General features: G+C 38.5%; 12 protein-coding genes and 3 tRNA genes. 4 read left to right on the plus strand and 11 right to left on the minus strand.

The window, feature by feature from the left end; translation table 11 throughout:
* Window positions 1–49: 49 nt before the first annotated feature.
* From spoIIE to LY28_RS07710, 5 genes are all read right to left on the minus strand, one after another.
* Complete coding sequence (gene spoIIE / locus LY28_RS07690; RefSeq protein WP_110461598.1) at window positions 50–2,470, minus strand: stage II sporulation protein E; 2,421 nt, start codon at window positions 2,468–2,470, stop codon at window positions 50–52.
* A 454-nt stretch (window positions 2,471–2,924) separates the two neighbouring features.
* Window positions 2,925–3,000: transfer RNA gene (locus LY28_RS07695), tRNA-Val, on the minus strand.
* 3 nt (window positions 3,001–3,003) lie between these two features.
* Window positions 3,004–3,078 (minus strand) — tRNA-Glu (locus tag LY28_RS07700).
* 31 nt (window positions 3,079–3,109) lie between these two features.
* Window positions 3,110–3,186, minus strand: a tRNA-Met gene (locus LY28_RS07705).
* A 373-nt stretch (window positions 3,187–3,559) separates the two neighbouring features.
* Complete coding sequence (locus LY28_RS07710; protein ID WP_110461599.1) at window positions 3,560–4,303, minus strand: hypothetical protein; 744 nt, start codon at window positions 4,301–4,303, stop codon at window positions 3,560–3,562.
* A gap of 251 nt (window positions 4,304–4,554) precedes the next feature.
* Here LY28_RS07710 and LY28_RS07715 point away from each other — a divergent pair, with 251 nt between their 5' ends.
* From LY28_RS07715 to LY28_RS07730, 4 genes are all read left to right on the plus strand, one after another.
* Window positions 4,555–5,412: an AraC family transcriptional regulator gene (locus tag LY28_RS07715; protein WP_110461600.1), complete on the plus strand. Its 858-nt coding sequence runs from the start codon at window positions 4,555–4,557 to the stop codon at window positions 5,410–5,412.
* Between the two features lie 158 nt (window positions 5,413–5,570).
* Window positions 5,571–7,277: a permease gene (locus tag LY28_RS07720; protein ID WP_110461601.1), complete on the plus strand. Its 1,707-nt coding sequence runs from the start codon at window positions 5,571–5,573 to the stop codon at window positions 7,275–7,277.
* 260 nt (window positions 7,278–7,537) lie between these two features.
* Window positions 7,538–7,768: a hypothetical protein gene (locus LY28_RS07725; RefSeq protein WP_110461602.1), complete on the plus strand. Its 231-nt coding sequence runs from the start codon at window positions 7,538–7,540 to the stop codon at window positions 7,766–7,768.
* Window positions 7,769–7,991: 223 nt separating this feature from the next.
* On the plus strand, window positions 7,992–9,563 hold the full coding sequence (locus LY28_RS07730; protein ID WP_242981184.1) for a S1C family serine protease: 1,572 nt from the start codon (window positions 7,992–7,994) through the stop codon (window positions 9,561–9,563).
* Window positions 9,564–9,687: 124 nt separating this feature from the next.
* On the opposite strand, the gene LY28_RS07735 is transcribed toward LY28_RS07730, so the two are convergent.
* The 6 genes from LY28_RS07735 to LY28_RS07760 all read right to left on the minus strand — a co-directional run bounded on the left by LY28_RS07735 (window position 9,688) and on the right by LY28_RS07760 (window position 14,424).
* On the minus strand, window positions 9,688–9,969 hold the full coding sequence (locus LY28_RS07735; protein ID WP_110461603.1) for a DUF503 domain-containing protein: 282 nt from the start codon (window positions 9,967–9,969) through the stop codon (window positions 9,688–9,690).
* 11 nt (window positions 9,970–9,980) lie between these two features.
* Window positions 9,981–10,655 carry a lactate utilization protein gene (locus tag LY28_RS07740; RefSeq protein WP_110461604.1) on the minus strand — a complete coding sequence of 225 codons (675 nt, stop codon included), beginning with the start codon at window positions 10,653–10,655 and terminating at the stop codon, window positions 9,981–9,983.
* Between the two features lie 43 nt (window positions 10,656–10,698).
* Window positions 10,699–11,130, minus strand: coding sequence for a YaiI/YqxD family protein (locus LY28_RS07745; protein ID WP_110461605.1), 432 nt, complete (start codon window positions 11,128–11,130; stop codon window positions 10,699–10,701).
* Between the two features lie 292 nt (window positions 11,131–11,422).
* On the minus strand, window positions 11,423–11,674 hold the full coding sequence (locus LY28_RS07750; RefSeq protein ID WP_165835520.1) for an acyl carrier protein: 252 nt from the start codon (window positions 11,672–11,674) through the stop codon (window positions 11,423–11,425).
* 48 nt (window positions 11,675–11,722) lie between these two features.
* Window positions 11,723–12,904: a nucleotidyltransferase domain-containing protein gene (locus tag LY28_RS07755; protein ID WP_110461607.1), complete on the minus strand. Its 1,182-nt coding sequence runs from the start codon at window positions 12,902–12,904 to the stop codon at window positions 11,723–11,725.
* A gap of 2 nt (window positions 12,905–12,906) precedes the next feature.
* The gene (locus tag LY28_RS07760) at window positions 12,907–14,424 is read right to left on the minus strand and encodes a class I adenylate-forming enzyme family protein (protein ID WP_110461608.1); all 1,518 of its coding nucleotides are present in this window, start codon (window positions 14,422–14,424) and stop codon (window positions 12,907–12,909) included.
* Window positions 14,425–14,460 lie beyond the last annotated feature (36 nt).

Here is a 14,460-nt window from a genome sequence, read left to right on the forward strand (position 1 = left end):
ATGAAAGTTTACTATTTTTATACGCATATACCAGATTAATAACAGCCAGTTACTTGGATTTCCATACTTTAGCCACCATCACCATCATGTCATCCACAGGAGCCTTATCCTTGCAGGCGCATAATGCCTCCTCCAGCAAATCATCCGCTATCGCCTGAGGATTCTTACTGGTCATTCTCTCCAGTATGCCTTGAACTTCTTTTACGCTGTCAGGAGTATTCTGAAAGGAATCAATAATACCATCAGAAACCATTATCACAAAATCCCCGTTATTTACCTTCTTATGTACCAGCTCCAATTCTACCTCACTAAGAATCCCTGCCGGCAGCGAAGCTGTTTTCACAGTTTCAACAACCTCACTTCTTTTAATAAAAGTAGGAGCCGCCCCCACCTTTACAAACTCAACCTCTCCTTCATATAAATCAACTACAGACATATCAATGGTCGCAAAAGAATCATCATTGGACCTCAGAACCAGAAGCGAGTTAATAAGCTTAACCGTAGTATCCTTGTCAAAGCCTGACTCCATAAACTGCTCAATCAGATTTACAGTAGCCTTGCTCTGGACACAGGCCTTATGCCCTGTTCCCATTCCGTCGCTCAAGGCTGCAATGTATTTGCCGTCACCGGTATTAATAAAGGTATAGTTATCCCCTGATACATATTTCTCATTTTTCGGTATTCGTGCCACACCTGTAATTACCTTGAAGGTTTCTTCTTCAACGAGATTGATTGTGCACATATTGCTTTTTGAATTCAAGCCGCACTCACTGCCGTCTTTAAGCATTCTGCGCCCTATTACCTCCGATACTGCCTTTTCAACATTCCCTATACAGGCCCTTCTTCCCCCGCAGCCTTTATACGTTAGCCTCACCTCATACTTGCCGAATTTATTTTCGTATACTATAGCCTCCGCATTTCGTATTCCTGCTTTTGATAAATCCAGTATAATCTGATTTTCTATATCATCCTTGAAGTCAATATCCACATTCAGCTCACCGGCCAAATTTGAGATTACCTTTGACATGCTTTTCAGCTGCTGTGAAACCAAGCCTCTGCTCTCACCTATCCTGCTCCTCCAAACCATGTCCACTTTGAACAGTTCAAAAACATTGTTAACGGCTTTTACAAATTCGTCAACCCTCTCACATCTGTCCATAAAATATCTGGGTATATCCTCCTGCTCGATCCATCCCTTACTGTCCAGCTTTTCAACAATTTTGAACATCACCTGATAGGTATTGCAAAAATTTTGCTCCCAGCAATGGGTGCACAAGCTGCAATCCTTGCATACCTTGTCCGCAACCCTGTCAAATATTGCTGTAATATCATGCTTCTCTGTTATAGTTTTAGTTTCGGATATCTCATCGAAGGTTTTCGCCATTTCACCGAAGGCTGCTGAAAATCTGTTTAATTTTTCTACAGTTATCTCTTTTATCCTGGCACTGTATCCCTTTTTGTCTCCCTTAGCCAATAATTTTCTATCAAACCTGCTTACCATTGCATCCATCGCTTTTTCGGGAATTAACATAAAGATTGCAACAGATATGACTATCTCGTACAAAATCAGCACCTCAATAGATCCTGTGATAACGTAAGTCAGTATTGCATCTCCCATTAGCACACCCATGCAGCAGCCTATTTTGCCCATGCTTCTCAGGATTCCCGAGATAAGCCCGCAGAACGCATATGAAGCAATTGCAGCAGATGATTCTGAGGATATACTTATAAGTGTGCCGACAATAACGCCTATTGCTGTACCGTTTCCTGCACCCGTTTTAAAGCTGAAAATAAGTATAATTATGATGCAGAAAATGTTTCTGAGACTTATTCCATAAATATTACACGGCCCCAGACCACTGACTGCCAATGCACATGCAATTGCAATGCTTAATATCTCCTCATTGGTCATGTTGTATATCTTTGAAGGACTCTCAAGAACCTCCATTACATTTTTCAGCACAAAAACAAGCGCAAAAATAATAAAACCGTTTAAAAGAGCTTCAAGTATGCTATACATATAAAAGCCTTCCAAATATATAAATACCGTTTCAGGGATTAAAAGACCTAAAAAGGTTATGATTCCTATTCTCAAATGAGACCCCATACTCTTTTTAAAAGGAATATTAATTGCATTAATCAGCAGCATTACGGTACTTGCCGTCAGCAGCTTGTAAAACAGCTCACTTTCGTACGCAGAACCTGTTGTGAGCATTCCTGCGAATATTGCAATTGATATAAATATCCTATTTATATTCATACCTAAGGTGGCAGCGTAAATTGCAATGCCAAACGGCATCCGTCCGTCAAACAGTGTAATTCTTCCAAGCAAAAAAGCCATAGGCAGAATAAAAAAATTTGTTTTGTTCAAATACTGCAATAAAGCCATAATTTTTGAACCGCTTGTCTTTTTGCGGTCAGCCGAATTATATCCTCCGATATTCTTATATGGAAGCGTCTCTGTCTTCATCTTCAGTAATCCCCCTGTACTTTATCATTTGTTTTTAACCGTAATTGCCTTTATGATTATAATGCAGGCAATAAAAATTATTTGTCACATTTAGAATAGGGAAATAATATGTTTTAGACAGTTATCATCAAAAAGCTGTATAACTATAACATGAATTTAAGTGCTTATAGTTTGATTAAAACAAAATCCCGGCTATAAAGCCACCGGTTTTTGATATACCCTGTCGAAACTTTTTCAGGCTATCACCTGAAAAACGTCACATATCATTTCGGCATACTATCGCACAAGGTTTTTAAAATAAAAGGGGGAGACCCTGTTTATAAAGCTGAGGGTGCTTTTATCACATCCGTCAGCACATCGGAAATTACAGGAAAAGAATTTAGAAGTATTGATACATAACTATGTAATTAAATCCGTACATGTAAAAAGGATTGCATATAAAATGCAATCCTTTTGGTGGGAACTATAGGGCTCGAACCTATGACCCTCTGCTTGTAAGGCAGATGCTCTCCCAGCTGAGCTAAGCTCCCAAATGGTGACCCGTAGGGGAATCGAACCCCTGTTATCGCCGTGAAAGGGCGGTGTCTTAACCGCTTGACCAACGGGCCGTTAAAAAGCGACATATTCTATCGCTTTATATGGTAGCGGCGGTGGGACTTGAACCTACGACCTGTCGGGTATGAACCGAATGCTCTGGCCAACTGAGCTACGCCGCCATAATACTGCCGTTTTGTAACGTGCTTTTACATTATACAAAAGAAGATGATTTATGTCAATAGCATTTTTCATTTTTTATTTGTTTTTAAGAGTATTTTCGCCGGCTCTGTGAGAAGCAATTTTAAAGCTTCAATTCGCATAAACCACCTGATAAAATATAAAAAGCCTTATGCTAAACCTCCGCATAAGGACATGACTTTCAAAGAAATATATTAAGACTAGCTGGTGGAATTAATCCACCAACTAGAATGAATTATTTTCAACAATACATATTATAAATTATATAAAATAAATTGTATATGTGAAAAATTATAAAAATTTTTAGTGTTTTTGAAAATAAAATTGTTGATTATTTTATATATATAACCTCCTCTATTTATCCTCCGGACCGGAGCCGAATATGGCAATATACTGCTCCATAAGGTAGAATTTCCTGCCGTTCCATTTCAGCACGCTCTGCAAATATCCCAAAGAATCTGCATGGTATCTCCCTGATATGCCCTGATAGCCTAATAATTCATAAATCCCGTTTCCGTCAAAATCTATGGGAAACAGTCCGCTTAACGGGTCAACCCAGCCTTCTATCGGTGCCTTGAGTTCACCATTTGGCTCATATATTTCGTTTAAGTATTCACAGCCTTTGTATGTTATATCTATTATAAACTTTGTTTTCAGCTCAATATTTTTAACACATACCCGATAAAAGTCCTCAAAACTTACTTTATAGCTGTATCTGTTGTTATATTCCTCATAATCAAAAATCATCCTTATCTGATTATCTATATCTGAAAATATGTAGTAAAACATAATTCCGCCGCTTCCGCCTGAAGCAATGCTTATAAGTATATCCTTGACCTTATCTCCTGTAAAATCCTTCAAAGTCAGAGCCGGACTATAGCCTGCATTTGATGCCAGCTTGAAGCCTTGTCTTATACCGGTCTTTCCATCCTTGATATTCAGTGTAATATCCTGTATAAACGAGCTGTCGTGAGTCCTTATACCGGTAAGATATACATAGTCAGGAATATTATCTCCGTTTACATCCCCAAAAGCACTTGCAACAATATTATTATTTTCATTTGAATATTTTCCGTATCGGTTTAAATTATACAAAATATATTCCTCCTTACCAAATATTCATTAATATTTATATTTCATTTCATAATATAATATGGAAACTATTTATAAATGATTCTTTATATATTAAATATTCTGTGCTAGTATATTACTAAGTCAATTACGGTTCAAGCCTTCGCGATGATATCTATATTTATTTCGTCTTTTCCAGCCGAAGTAAGCTTTTAAGCTGATTTTGAACGCAGCTTGGGTTTGAAAAAACAATATTGCATATACGAGGAGAACTGGCTATGGAAGCACACCATCAGAAAATCAGCACAAACAAAACAGATACCTTTCCAATAAACGTCTTCCACACCGATGTTCAAGAATTCCCTCCTCACTGGCATGAAAGAATAGAAATAGTTTATGTCTTGGGAGATGAACTGAAAATAGGTCAGAACAGCACAGTTTATACCTTGCATAACAGAGATATATTTATCGTAGGCATGGGCGAGGTGCATTACTTTTTAATGCAGCCACAAATATGCGACCGGATAATTATTCTGTTCAATCCTGCATTATTCGAGGAGCTTTCAAATCAATTAACGCGAATAAAGCTTTTAAAGCCTCACATTCCTTATGATACGGTTCAAAAAGACTCTGAATTTTCCATACACAGCTTTTTTGAAAAACAAATATTAGGCATTCAGCAAGAAAAATCCGATATGAAGGCAGGATATGAATTCTTTGTAGGAGCCAGGCTTTATGACATAGCCGCAGGCATAATCCGTTATATACCAAATGAAAAGCTCTGCTCTGCCCAATTGAATAAACAGATGAAAAAGCTTGAAATTCTTGAGCAGGTAACAAAATACATCGATGAAAACTACAAAGAGGAGATAACCTTGGCTGATGTCTCAAAATCAGCCAATTTCAGTATGTTTCATTTCACAAGGTTTTTTAAGGAGACCACCGGAATGACATTTGGACAATATCTGAATAATTATAAGGTTTCTAAGGCAGTCAGCATGCTCATTAATACCTCTGACTCCATATCGGAAATCTCTTTCAATTCAGGATTTAACAGCATTAAAACCTTTAATCGTGTTTTTAAGCAGGTAAAAGGCTGTTCTCCATCTGAATTTAAAAGGGCAATATTTGAGTAATATACAGCAACCTTTGGCGAGATATTTTTTATTATGTTATTTATAATTTAGCTATGGTAATCAGCATAATATATCAGCATTACAGATATATTCGAATAATCTCTGCAGCTTTCAGAAAAGAATATCTATAAAAATTTTTGTGCCAAGGGAGGCAGATTATGTCCTATAAAAACTTCAGTACGGCTATTTTTTACAATGCATTTGATTTATTAAGGCTGATAGAAGACGGCGCATTTGAATCATCCTTTGAATTCTTCTCAAAGCATATAGACATAGGAAAGATATACTTGGAAACCTATCGCAGCGGTACTTTTCTCTCGGAGGAAAATATGCTTTTCTGTAAAAAACACCTTAACGGCAAGGGTGTCAAGGTATCAGGAGCTATAACCACAACTCCTGCCGCTGAAAGCCCGTGGGATTTCAGCTCCTTTTGCTACAGCAGCCCTGAGCAAAGAGAGAAGCTGAAAGAGGTTGTTGCATATACGGCAGGTTTGTTTGATGAAATAATCTTAGATGATTTCTATTTTACTAATTGTAAATGCGATTTATGTATAGAAGCAAAGGGCGGTAAGAGCTGGGCGGATTTCAGGACTCATTTGCTGACGGAAGTCTCTTCTGAAATTATGAGTACTGCCAAATCAGTCAACCCTGATATAAATATGATAATAAAATATCCCAACTGGTATGATCACCATCAGTTTAACGGTTACACTCCTGAAACTCAGCTAAAGCTTTTCGATTCCTTTTATACAGGAACCGAAACCCGTGATTCCCAGTACACTCAACAGGTTCTCCAAAGATATGCCGGTTATTTTATTATGAGATATTTTGAAAATATCAATCCCGGCAAAAATCTCGGCGGTTGGTTTGATGCCTTTAACTGTAATTTAAATGCTTATGCAGAGCAGCTGTATATGACCATTTTCTCTAAAGCAAAGGAAATAACCCTTTTTTGTGCCGGCTTGCTGGCATATGATTATAAAATTTTCGTTCCATTGGCAGGTTTCATATTTAATGAATCGGACAAGCTCATGGGCAACACAGGCAAGCCTGCAGGCATCTCCTGCTATAAGCCGTTTAACTCAGACGGTGAGGATTACCTCCATGGATATCTCGGTATGTTGGGATTGCCTCTGGAGCCATTTGCGGAATACCCTTCACACAGTAAGTTTATATTGCTTACCGAAAGTGCGAAAAAGGATCCTGCAATTATTGATAAAATCAAAGCCAGCCTACGTGACGGAAAATCCGTAATGCTTACCTCAGGCTTGCTCAGAGCACTAAACAAACAGCTCTCCGACATAGCGGCAATAAATTATACCGATAAGAAATCAAAGGTCAGAGAATTTGGAGTGACAATGGAAGCCTGCGCTTTCAAGAAGTACTGTTCTTCTGATAAAGAAATTTTGATCCCTCATATTGATTTTAAAACAAATGACAGCTGGCAGAGAGCTGTCGGAATAGACAGCTGCAACAATCATGCCATTCTTTTAGAGAACAAATACAGCAAAGGCAAGCTATACGTTTTAACTATTCCTGACAATCCCGGAGATTTGTACAGCTATCCGGAGGATGTGCTGAATATAATCAGAGAGGCATCCTCAATAGATATGCCCGTCCATTTGGAGGCTCCCTCCCGGATAGGCTTGTTTATATATGACAATGACACCTTTATAGTTGAATCCTTCAGGGAAACAAACACCGAATTTACAATCGTTGTTCATAAAGAAGCCCGATTCTTGTCTCAGCTTGAATCACATAACTGCTATGATTCCTCGGAAATGGAAGCAACAGTTCACAAGGGAATGACCTATTTTAAAATATCGCTTAGTCCCGGTGCTTACAAAGCCTTTCGTATTGAGTAATTCTTACTCTGTACAGCTTCCGTTATTTTTTTGATATACAGTGCCCCCAGCACTTATATATGTATATGTGATGCAAAAACCGTTTCTGTATTTTATGGAACGGTTTTTGCAATATTCGCCTTATAACGTATAAAAGTACCAGCCGGAGGATATGATAATAGTGCCGCTTTCTTATAAACAATCCTGTACTGTTTTTGTTATATTCCTACGGCTGATATTCATATAATATTGAAAGTGAGAATTATACCTAAGGTGGATATATGTTAGTTCAATGTGAAAAAAGAGAATTTATCAAGCAGGACGATCTTATCGCTATAACCAGAGACGGCAGGTTCATAGGCTACGGTAAGGTCACAGCAATATTAGAAAAGCATGTACTTGTTGATATTGATAAAGCAGCAAGCAAATCCCTGTTTGAAATCTTCAGCGAAGATATTCCTTATGATTTCATGTTTGTAAATGATAAACACTCCTTGCAGGATAAGCCTTGAAGCCCTTATATTCATGCTTCAGAGTGCGGTATCTGTTATACCGCATTTTTTGTCTGCCAAGGTGTATGCCTGGATTAAAACCCTTCCATATTTTGCTCGTTAACAATTTGTTTTTAATTTTATAACAATTTATTAAAATTTTCTTCGTAAATTGTACATAATTTCTGTTTATCATATAGACATAAGGTAAAATAAATTCTGTTTATAGATTGGAGGAAATATTATGTATAACGAAAACGATTGGAATAATCAACCACAAAATGATAATAATTCAGATTCTCAACAACAATACAATAACGATATATATTCTCAGGAGCAGCAAAATAATGAAATGAACGCAAGCACACAGGCTTCCGGTAACTTGGACACGCAGCCGCAGAATACTGACCTGCCGGATACCGAAGCTCAAAACATGGAGGATTGGTCTGCTCAATCGCAATACCCTGTTTTTATGAGCAATCAGGAGCAAGACACCGACAATTACGAAGCTCAAGCTCAAAGTAATGATGCTTTCAGCAATCAGCCGCAGGACAGCTTTGATTTTGATGGAAGCCCGGACTCACAGGCTCAAAGCCAAGCATATTACAAAGAGATTATTATCAAGCCTGAGAGCAAAAGGAAGCACAAATTTCTGACATATATGTCTCTTGTTCTTGTTACTTCTGTTGTTACAAGCTTTGTAGTAGGCGGAGCGTTGTATACCAGCTTCTCTAATAAGCTCAGCGATATTCAGAGCGGTATTTCAGCAACCGACAAAGCAACAGTTACCCAGACTGCTTCCGATTCAAGCTCCGTTTCTGGTACAAACCTCGTAACCTCGGATAATTCGGATGATCTGACTGTAACCGAGATAGCTAAAAAGGTGGGTCCGTCTATAGTAGGTATTAAAATGACTATACAAACAACTAACCGTTCATTTTTCTTCGGTTCTTCGTCGTCTCCCTCAACATCGGATTCTGAAGGTTCCGGAATTATAATAAGCTCTGACGGGTATATAATGACAAACTACCATGTTGTTGAATATGCCGACCCAAACAGCAATGTAAAAAACACCACACTGACGGTTTATTTGCCTGATAAGCGTGAAGCGACAGCAAAATTTGTCGGCGGAGACAGTGATAACGATTTAGCTCTGATAAAAATTGATTTAACCGATCTTCCGGTCGCTGAGCTTGGAGATTCATCAGATGTGGAAGTCGGAGACTTGGCGGTTGCCATTGGTAATCCTCTCGGCATGGAATTTGCGGGCTCTGTTACCTCAGGAGTTATAAGTGCCTTAAACAGACAGCTGGACACTGGGAATGTTTCATTAAATCTTATCCAGACTGATGCAGCCATAAACCCCGGAAACAGCGGAGGTGCATTGTTAAATTCAAAAGGACAGGTTATAGGCATAAACTCTGCGAAAATATCAATTACAGGTGTTGAAGGTTTAGGCTTTGCCATTCCTATAAATACTGCCAAGCCCATAATTGAACAATTGAAGACATACGGCTATGTAAAAGGAAAACCGCTTGTTGGAATATCCGGTCAGGAGGTTTCAGAAGACATCTCCAAAATGTATGGACTCCCTGTAGGAATATATGTAGTTGAAGTTACAGGCGAAGGTGCCGCTCAGGCTGCAGGAATTGTGAAAGGTGATGTATTGACAAAGCTTGACGGTAAGGAAATTAAAACCATGTCTGATATTGATGCCGTAAAAAAACTGCATAAGGCAGGCGATACTGTAGATGCAGTAGTTATAAGAAGCGGTAAAACCCTTACACTTAAGCTGACTTTTACTGAAGACAAATAACAGTATTACTTTTTATAGATGCAGTAACCATAAATTACCTTTTCCCCTAAAAAAGCAAAGGGCTGTTGCAAAAGAACTCACCATGATTAATGGAAACGTTCCTGCAACAGCTTCTTTGTTTTTATTATCTGTCCTCAAATAAAAAATCCGTAAGCTCCGCCTCGGTATTTTCTTCAATAAAGCGCATCACCTCATCCAGCACTGCATTTGCCTGAACCCTGCTTGAAGAAACACATACTGTACTAATCACTATAGTTTGATAATAATCCTGCTCATCTGTCTCGGCTATTGATACATTAAACTTATTGCGTGTTCTTTGAATCAAGCTTTTCACTATCATTCTCTTTTCCTTCAAAGAATGACAATTCGGCGCATAAAGCCTCATTTCAAGAGATGAAACTATCATTTTACCCTCCGTCAATATCCAAAATCTTCTTCTACAAGGATAACTTTTATCCTGTCCTTTTTTCGTTGATACGCTGAAACGACGTAATTGCAGCATATTCTGTCAGGGCTGCCGCATCCTTCCGCCATGCCTGATGCATCTTCCGAGAAGGAGATACATTCTCCCTTTTCCCTGCAATAGGTTCTGGATTCCAGTCTGCTGCAATTGGCAGGTGCCGCAACTGCTTTCACACGGCTTACAGCCTCAGTCAAATTTCTTACAAGCTTATTGTACCCGGCTATAATAATTACAGACTTAGGTCCGTAGCATATAGCGGCTACCCTGTTGGAGTTTCCGTCTACATTATAAAGCTCGCCATCTTCGGTTATTGCATTTGAACTGCAAATATAAGCATCTGCCGAAAAAGATTTAATATATATTTTTTCCACATCCTCTCTGGATAATCCCTCCTTGTACCTGTCCAAAAAATCGTACCTTCCGCTTCTCAGCAGCTCAATTACACCGCTTTCAAAAATGCTTTGTGAGCCTCCGATGCCGACAGTATCTCCATCCTTTAATAATTCTGCCACCTTGGCGGCTACTTCCGACATGCTGGCAGCATAATGAACCTGCATGTTGTTTTTCTCAAGATTCTTAGCAACCTTACTTATGCGTTTTTCCATAATAGTCTTTATATTATTGTCCATCTAAATACACTCCAATCCTTATATCAATTTCAGCATTTCTGTTTTATTCTCCGATAAGCTTTGATAATGCTTTCTCAAAGCTCTTATCCTCCTCCTTGGTTCTCCTTTTTATACTGCCCGTATGTCCTCCCGCCCTGCGAACCTTCTGCCCGATATGCCTTTCAAATAACAGCCTGTCAATATTATTATCCGAATATATCATTCCGTTCTGATTCAGTGCCACAGCACCCTTTCCCAAAGCCATCGCCGCAACTCCGTAATCCTGAGTAACTACTATGTCCTCTCTTTTCAGCAGATTTACAAGCTTTATATCAACGCTGTCTCTGGCCTTATCCACCGTTATTATTGTACTGTAGCCGTCATACAGCTCATGGCTTGTATCAATTATCATTGTAACCGGAATACTGTATTTCTTTGCAAGCCTCACAATTATGTCCTTAACCGGACATGCATCCGCATCAACAAGTATTTGCATAATTATAAATATACCTCTGTCACATTAAAAATAAATTACTAAAATCCCAGTACTAATACATCAAACACACTTTCAGCAAAGCTGTTTAAATAGCATATAAAATATTATATACCAATAAATTTGATAAATACAGCTGACCTTTCCTTACAAGTCCGGGCATTCTATTTTTTACTAGTATAAACCCCCAAAATACTGCCGTCAAACAGGCAGTATTTTGGGGGTTTATCTGTTACAGCCAAGCTTCGTTTATATTAGCGCAGCCGTTAAAAAATATTCTTATCGAACAGCATAATCAATTATTCATACACTTATCAAGCAATGTCATTATTTTGCCAATGGTATTAAAATTCTCTATGTATAAATCATCATCATCAACATTGATATCGTATGCTTCCTCCAGCATAACAATGGTTTCTATACTGGTAATTGAATCAAGACCATGTTCTCTCAAATCTGTATCATCCGTTATATCAGCAAATTCACTCTCATCCCTTTTCAGGGCTGTAATCAGCATCTTAATTATACTGTCTTTATCAGGTTCCATAGTCTTATATCTCTCCTTCCAACTTGTTTTACACATTATAAAATATAACTATTTGTCCAGTATTCTATGCTTGAATACTCCGTCAGATTTGGCCTTTGCATCAAGGTATTTCTTCATTCCCGAAACTTGATTTTCAGCTAATGTAAGAACTCTGTCTGTTTCGAAAAGTCTTGTGAAGAAATCATATTCCCATATTGAAGGCTCCTTATTTTCTATCCCGTATTCATCCAGATATGTCAGATCAGACGGTCTTATCGCCTCCATTACCTTTTCCGGGATAAGCTTGCCAAACATCATCTCTATATAATGGAAATTGTAATAAACAACCTTGTCAAGATTGTAGCCTTTAACCCTTTCAATAAGCAATTCCCAATCAATTTTGCCAAAAAACTTCTTGATGTACATAAACAAATCAGAGAATTTGTATATTTTCAAATCTCTCAAATCAGTAACCCACATCATTAGTGTCGCTTCTTTATAAAGATGGCAGCTGAGCTGAATGATATTGTCGATGTAATCCAGCATATAGCCCTGCACACCGCTTATGGTTATAGGAAGTGCTCTGGCAATCAGCTCCGCGGTAGGAACCTTGTACGGGCAATTTCCTTTCCAGAGGATATCATGATTTATATCAACCTGTACCAGCTTTGCAAATTTATTTCCGCTCAGCTTCTGGAACTCCTGCAATTCGTGGGATACCATCTGCTGCAGCATTTTTTCTTTTCTGGAGGCAGGTATTATTTCCTGCTTCTCTTCGTCAAAATGTCCCTGAATAAAGCCTATCCCTTCCAAAGCCTGCGTAACAGGAACTACGTCATCAAGCTTCATAATCATATCCAAATCATTGAATATTCTTGTTTCCAACTCAGGATATACTATACTTGCCAGCAAATTTCCCTTCAGAATGGGCACAACCACATTGTGCTCGTTAAAAGCCTTCAGTACCTCAGCAAGTTCCTTTTGATAATGTCCGTTTCTCTCACCGTATACCTGCCAATGTGCATCCAAAAGCCGAGATATTTCTTTTTCCAGCTTATCAACCAATTTGAACTTTTTCAGGTTATAGTAAAACATACCTATTGTTCTGTGGGTGATCATCTGGAAAATAATATCTGCCCAATTAAGGTGGCTGCTAAGGATTTCTTCCAGTATGGCTCCCTGTGCTTCTTCCATTTCAATTGCTGTCATCAGTACCAGTTGCCTTTCTGCGGATAGTTCATCTCTCTTCATTTTTAATTCCCCCTGTTTTGGATTTCATTTTCATAAAAGCTTTTAAGCACATTTTTATTAAGCTTTCCCATTTCATTTCTGGGTATGTTCTCTACAATTGCTATCTCTCTGGGTATTTTCCTGTCCTCCAGATTTGCACGGCACCATCTGTATAAGTCCTGAACCGAAACACTTTTTCCATCAGCTACACGTACCATTGCAACTATCTTCTGACCTAATTTTTCATCATCTATGCCCAATACAACAGCCTCTTTTATCAAGGGATTCATAAGCAGAATCTGCTCAATTTCTATCGGGTATACATTATTCCCTCCCTGAATAATCAGGTCATCTGTTCTGCCAACAATAAAATACAGGCCTTGTTCGTTTTTATATCCTTTATCCTTGGTACGTAAGCCTTTATCAGTTACGGCCTGTAAGGTTTTATCCGGATATTTGTAGTATCCGTCCATTATATAATCCGTATGGACAAATATCTCTCCTATTTCGCCTGTATCACAAACTGTCCCGTCATCACGGTAAATTGTCATGTCACAGCCCTTTATCGGCCTGCCGACAGTACCGGGATACCTCAGCACCTCCTCATTGCAGGCAAAAGATACTCTTACGGCAGCTTCCGATAAGCCATACGCATTGTATACAGAAACATTGCTGAACTTTTCCTTAGTTTTCAAGAAAACACTTTCCGGCGTTATCATTGCTCCCAGTATGATTCTCTTTACAGAGCTGATGTCAAACCTGTCTATAAAAGGATACTCCAGTATTTGCACAAGCATTGTTCTCACTAAATATGTTGTGGTAGGTCTTAGGTCCTGTACCGTTTTGAGAAAAATTGCAGGATGATACAGGTCATTCAGAAGAATAACACATGCTCCGCAGCTTATTGCCATAAGCAGGTCACTTGCTATAGGGCCTGCCTGAGTTAACGGCCTGGCCATAAGGAACCTGTCTTCATCCGTAAATTGCAAAACCTCCGCAACTGCCAAGGCATTACCCGAAACAGCAAAATTAGAGAGCACTACTCCTTTTGGCTCTGAGGTCGAACCTCCGGTGAAACAGATGCCAAATGTGCCCTCTTTAATGCTTTCATTAATTACTTTTTCAGTCTCATATGTGTGTACCTGAGCCTCTGCCGAATCCTGCAATACCACAATATATTTAATCTGTAATCTGTCTTTAATTTTACGAATTTCATTGAATCCGTTATTATCTGTTACTAAAAATTCAATGTCTGCATAATTGATTCTTTCACACAGTGATTCCCCCTTGAGCTGATAAGACAGGGGTACTGTCAGTTTATTCTGCCTGTTAAGCGCAAGCAGATATATTATAAACTGCGGACAATTGGGAAGAAAAATACCCCCTATCCGGAAATTCATATTATCAATAAACCCTGATGTTTCTATAACCCTCTCCATTATTTGTGTATATGTAAATTGAGAATTTTCAAACACCAGCATAAAATTATTTGGAAATTTTTTATAACTATCTGAAAATAATCCCCATGGTGAATAATCCAAAATGCATCATTCCTCTCACAAAAATTTTTGAAATTT

This window comes from Ruminiclostridium sufflavum DSM 19573 (genome assembly GCF_003208175.1).
GTDB classification, from domain to species: Bacteria; Bacillota; Clostridia; order Acetivibrionales; family DSM-1351; genus Ruminiclostridium; species Ruminiclostridium sufflavum.

Bases quoted from the DNA above. Each gene is read 5' to 3' on its own strand.
- LY28_RS07755 (WP_110461607.1), bottom strand. From the start codon at position 12,904: ATGAAGAGAGATGAACTATCCGCAGAAAGGCAACTGGTACTGATGACA.
- LY28_RS07730 (WP_242981184.1), top strand. From the start codon at position 7,992: ATGTATAACGAAAACGATTGGAATAATCAACCACAAAATGATAATAAT.
- LY28_RS07725 (WP_110461602.1), top strand. From the start codon at position 7,538: ATGTTAGTTCAATGTGAAAAAAGAGAATTTATCAAGCAGGACGATCTT.
- LY28_RS07745 (WP_110461605.1), bottom strand. From the start codon at position 11,130: ATGCAAATACTTGTTGATGCGGATGCATGTCCGGTTAAGGACATAATT.
- LY28_RS07720 (WP_110461601.1), top strand. From the start codon at position 5,571: ATGTCCTATAAAAACTTCAGTACGGCTATTTTTTACAATGCATTTGAT.
- spoIIE (WP_110461598.1), bottom strand. From the start codon at position 2,470: ATGAAGACAGAGACGCTTCCATATAAGAATATCGGAGGATATAATTCG.
- LY28_RS07735 (WP_110461603.1), bottom strand. From the start codon at position 9,969: ATGATAGTTTCATCTCTTGAAATGAGGCTTTATGCGCCGAATTGTCAT.
- LY28_RS07750 (WP_165835520.1), bottom strand. From the start codon at position 11,674: ATGGAACCTGATAAAGACAGTATAATTAAGATGCTGATTACAGCCCTG.
- LY28_RS07740 (WP_110461604.1), bottom strand. From the start codon at position 10,655: ATGGACAATAATATAAAGACTATTATGGAAAAACGCATAAGTAAGGTT.
- LY28_RS07715 (WP_110461600.1), top strand. From the start codon at position 4,555: ATGGAAGCACACCATCAGAAAATCAGCACAAACAAAACAGATACCTTT.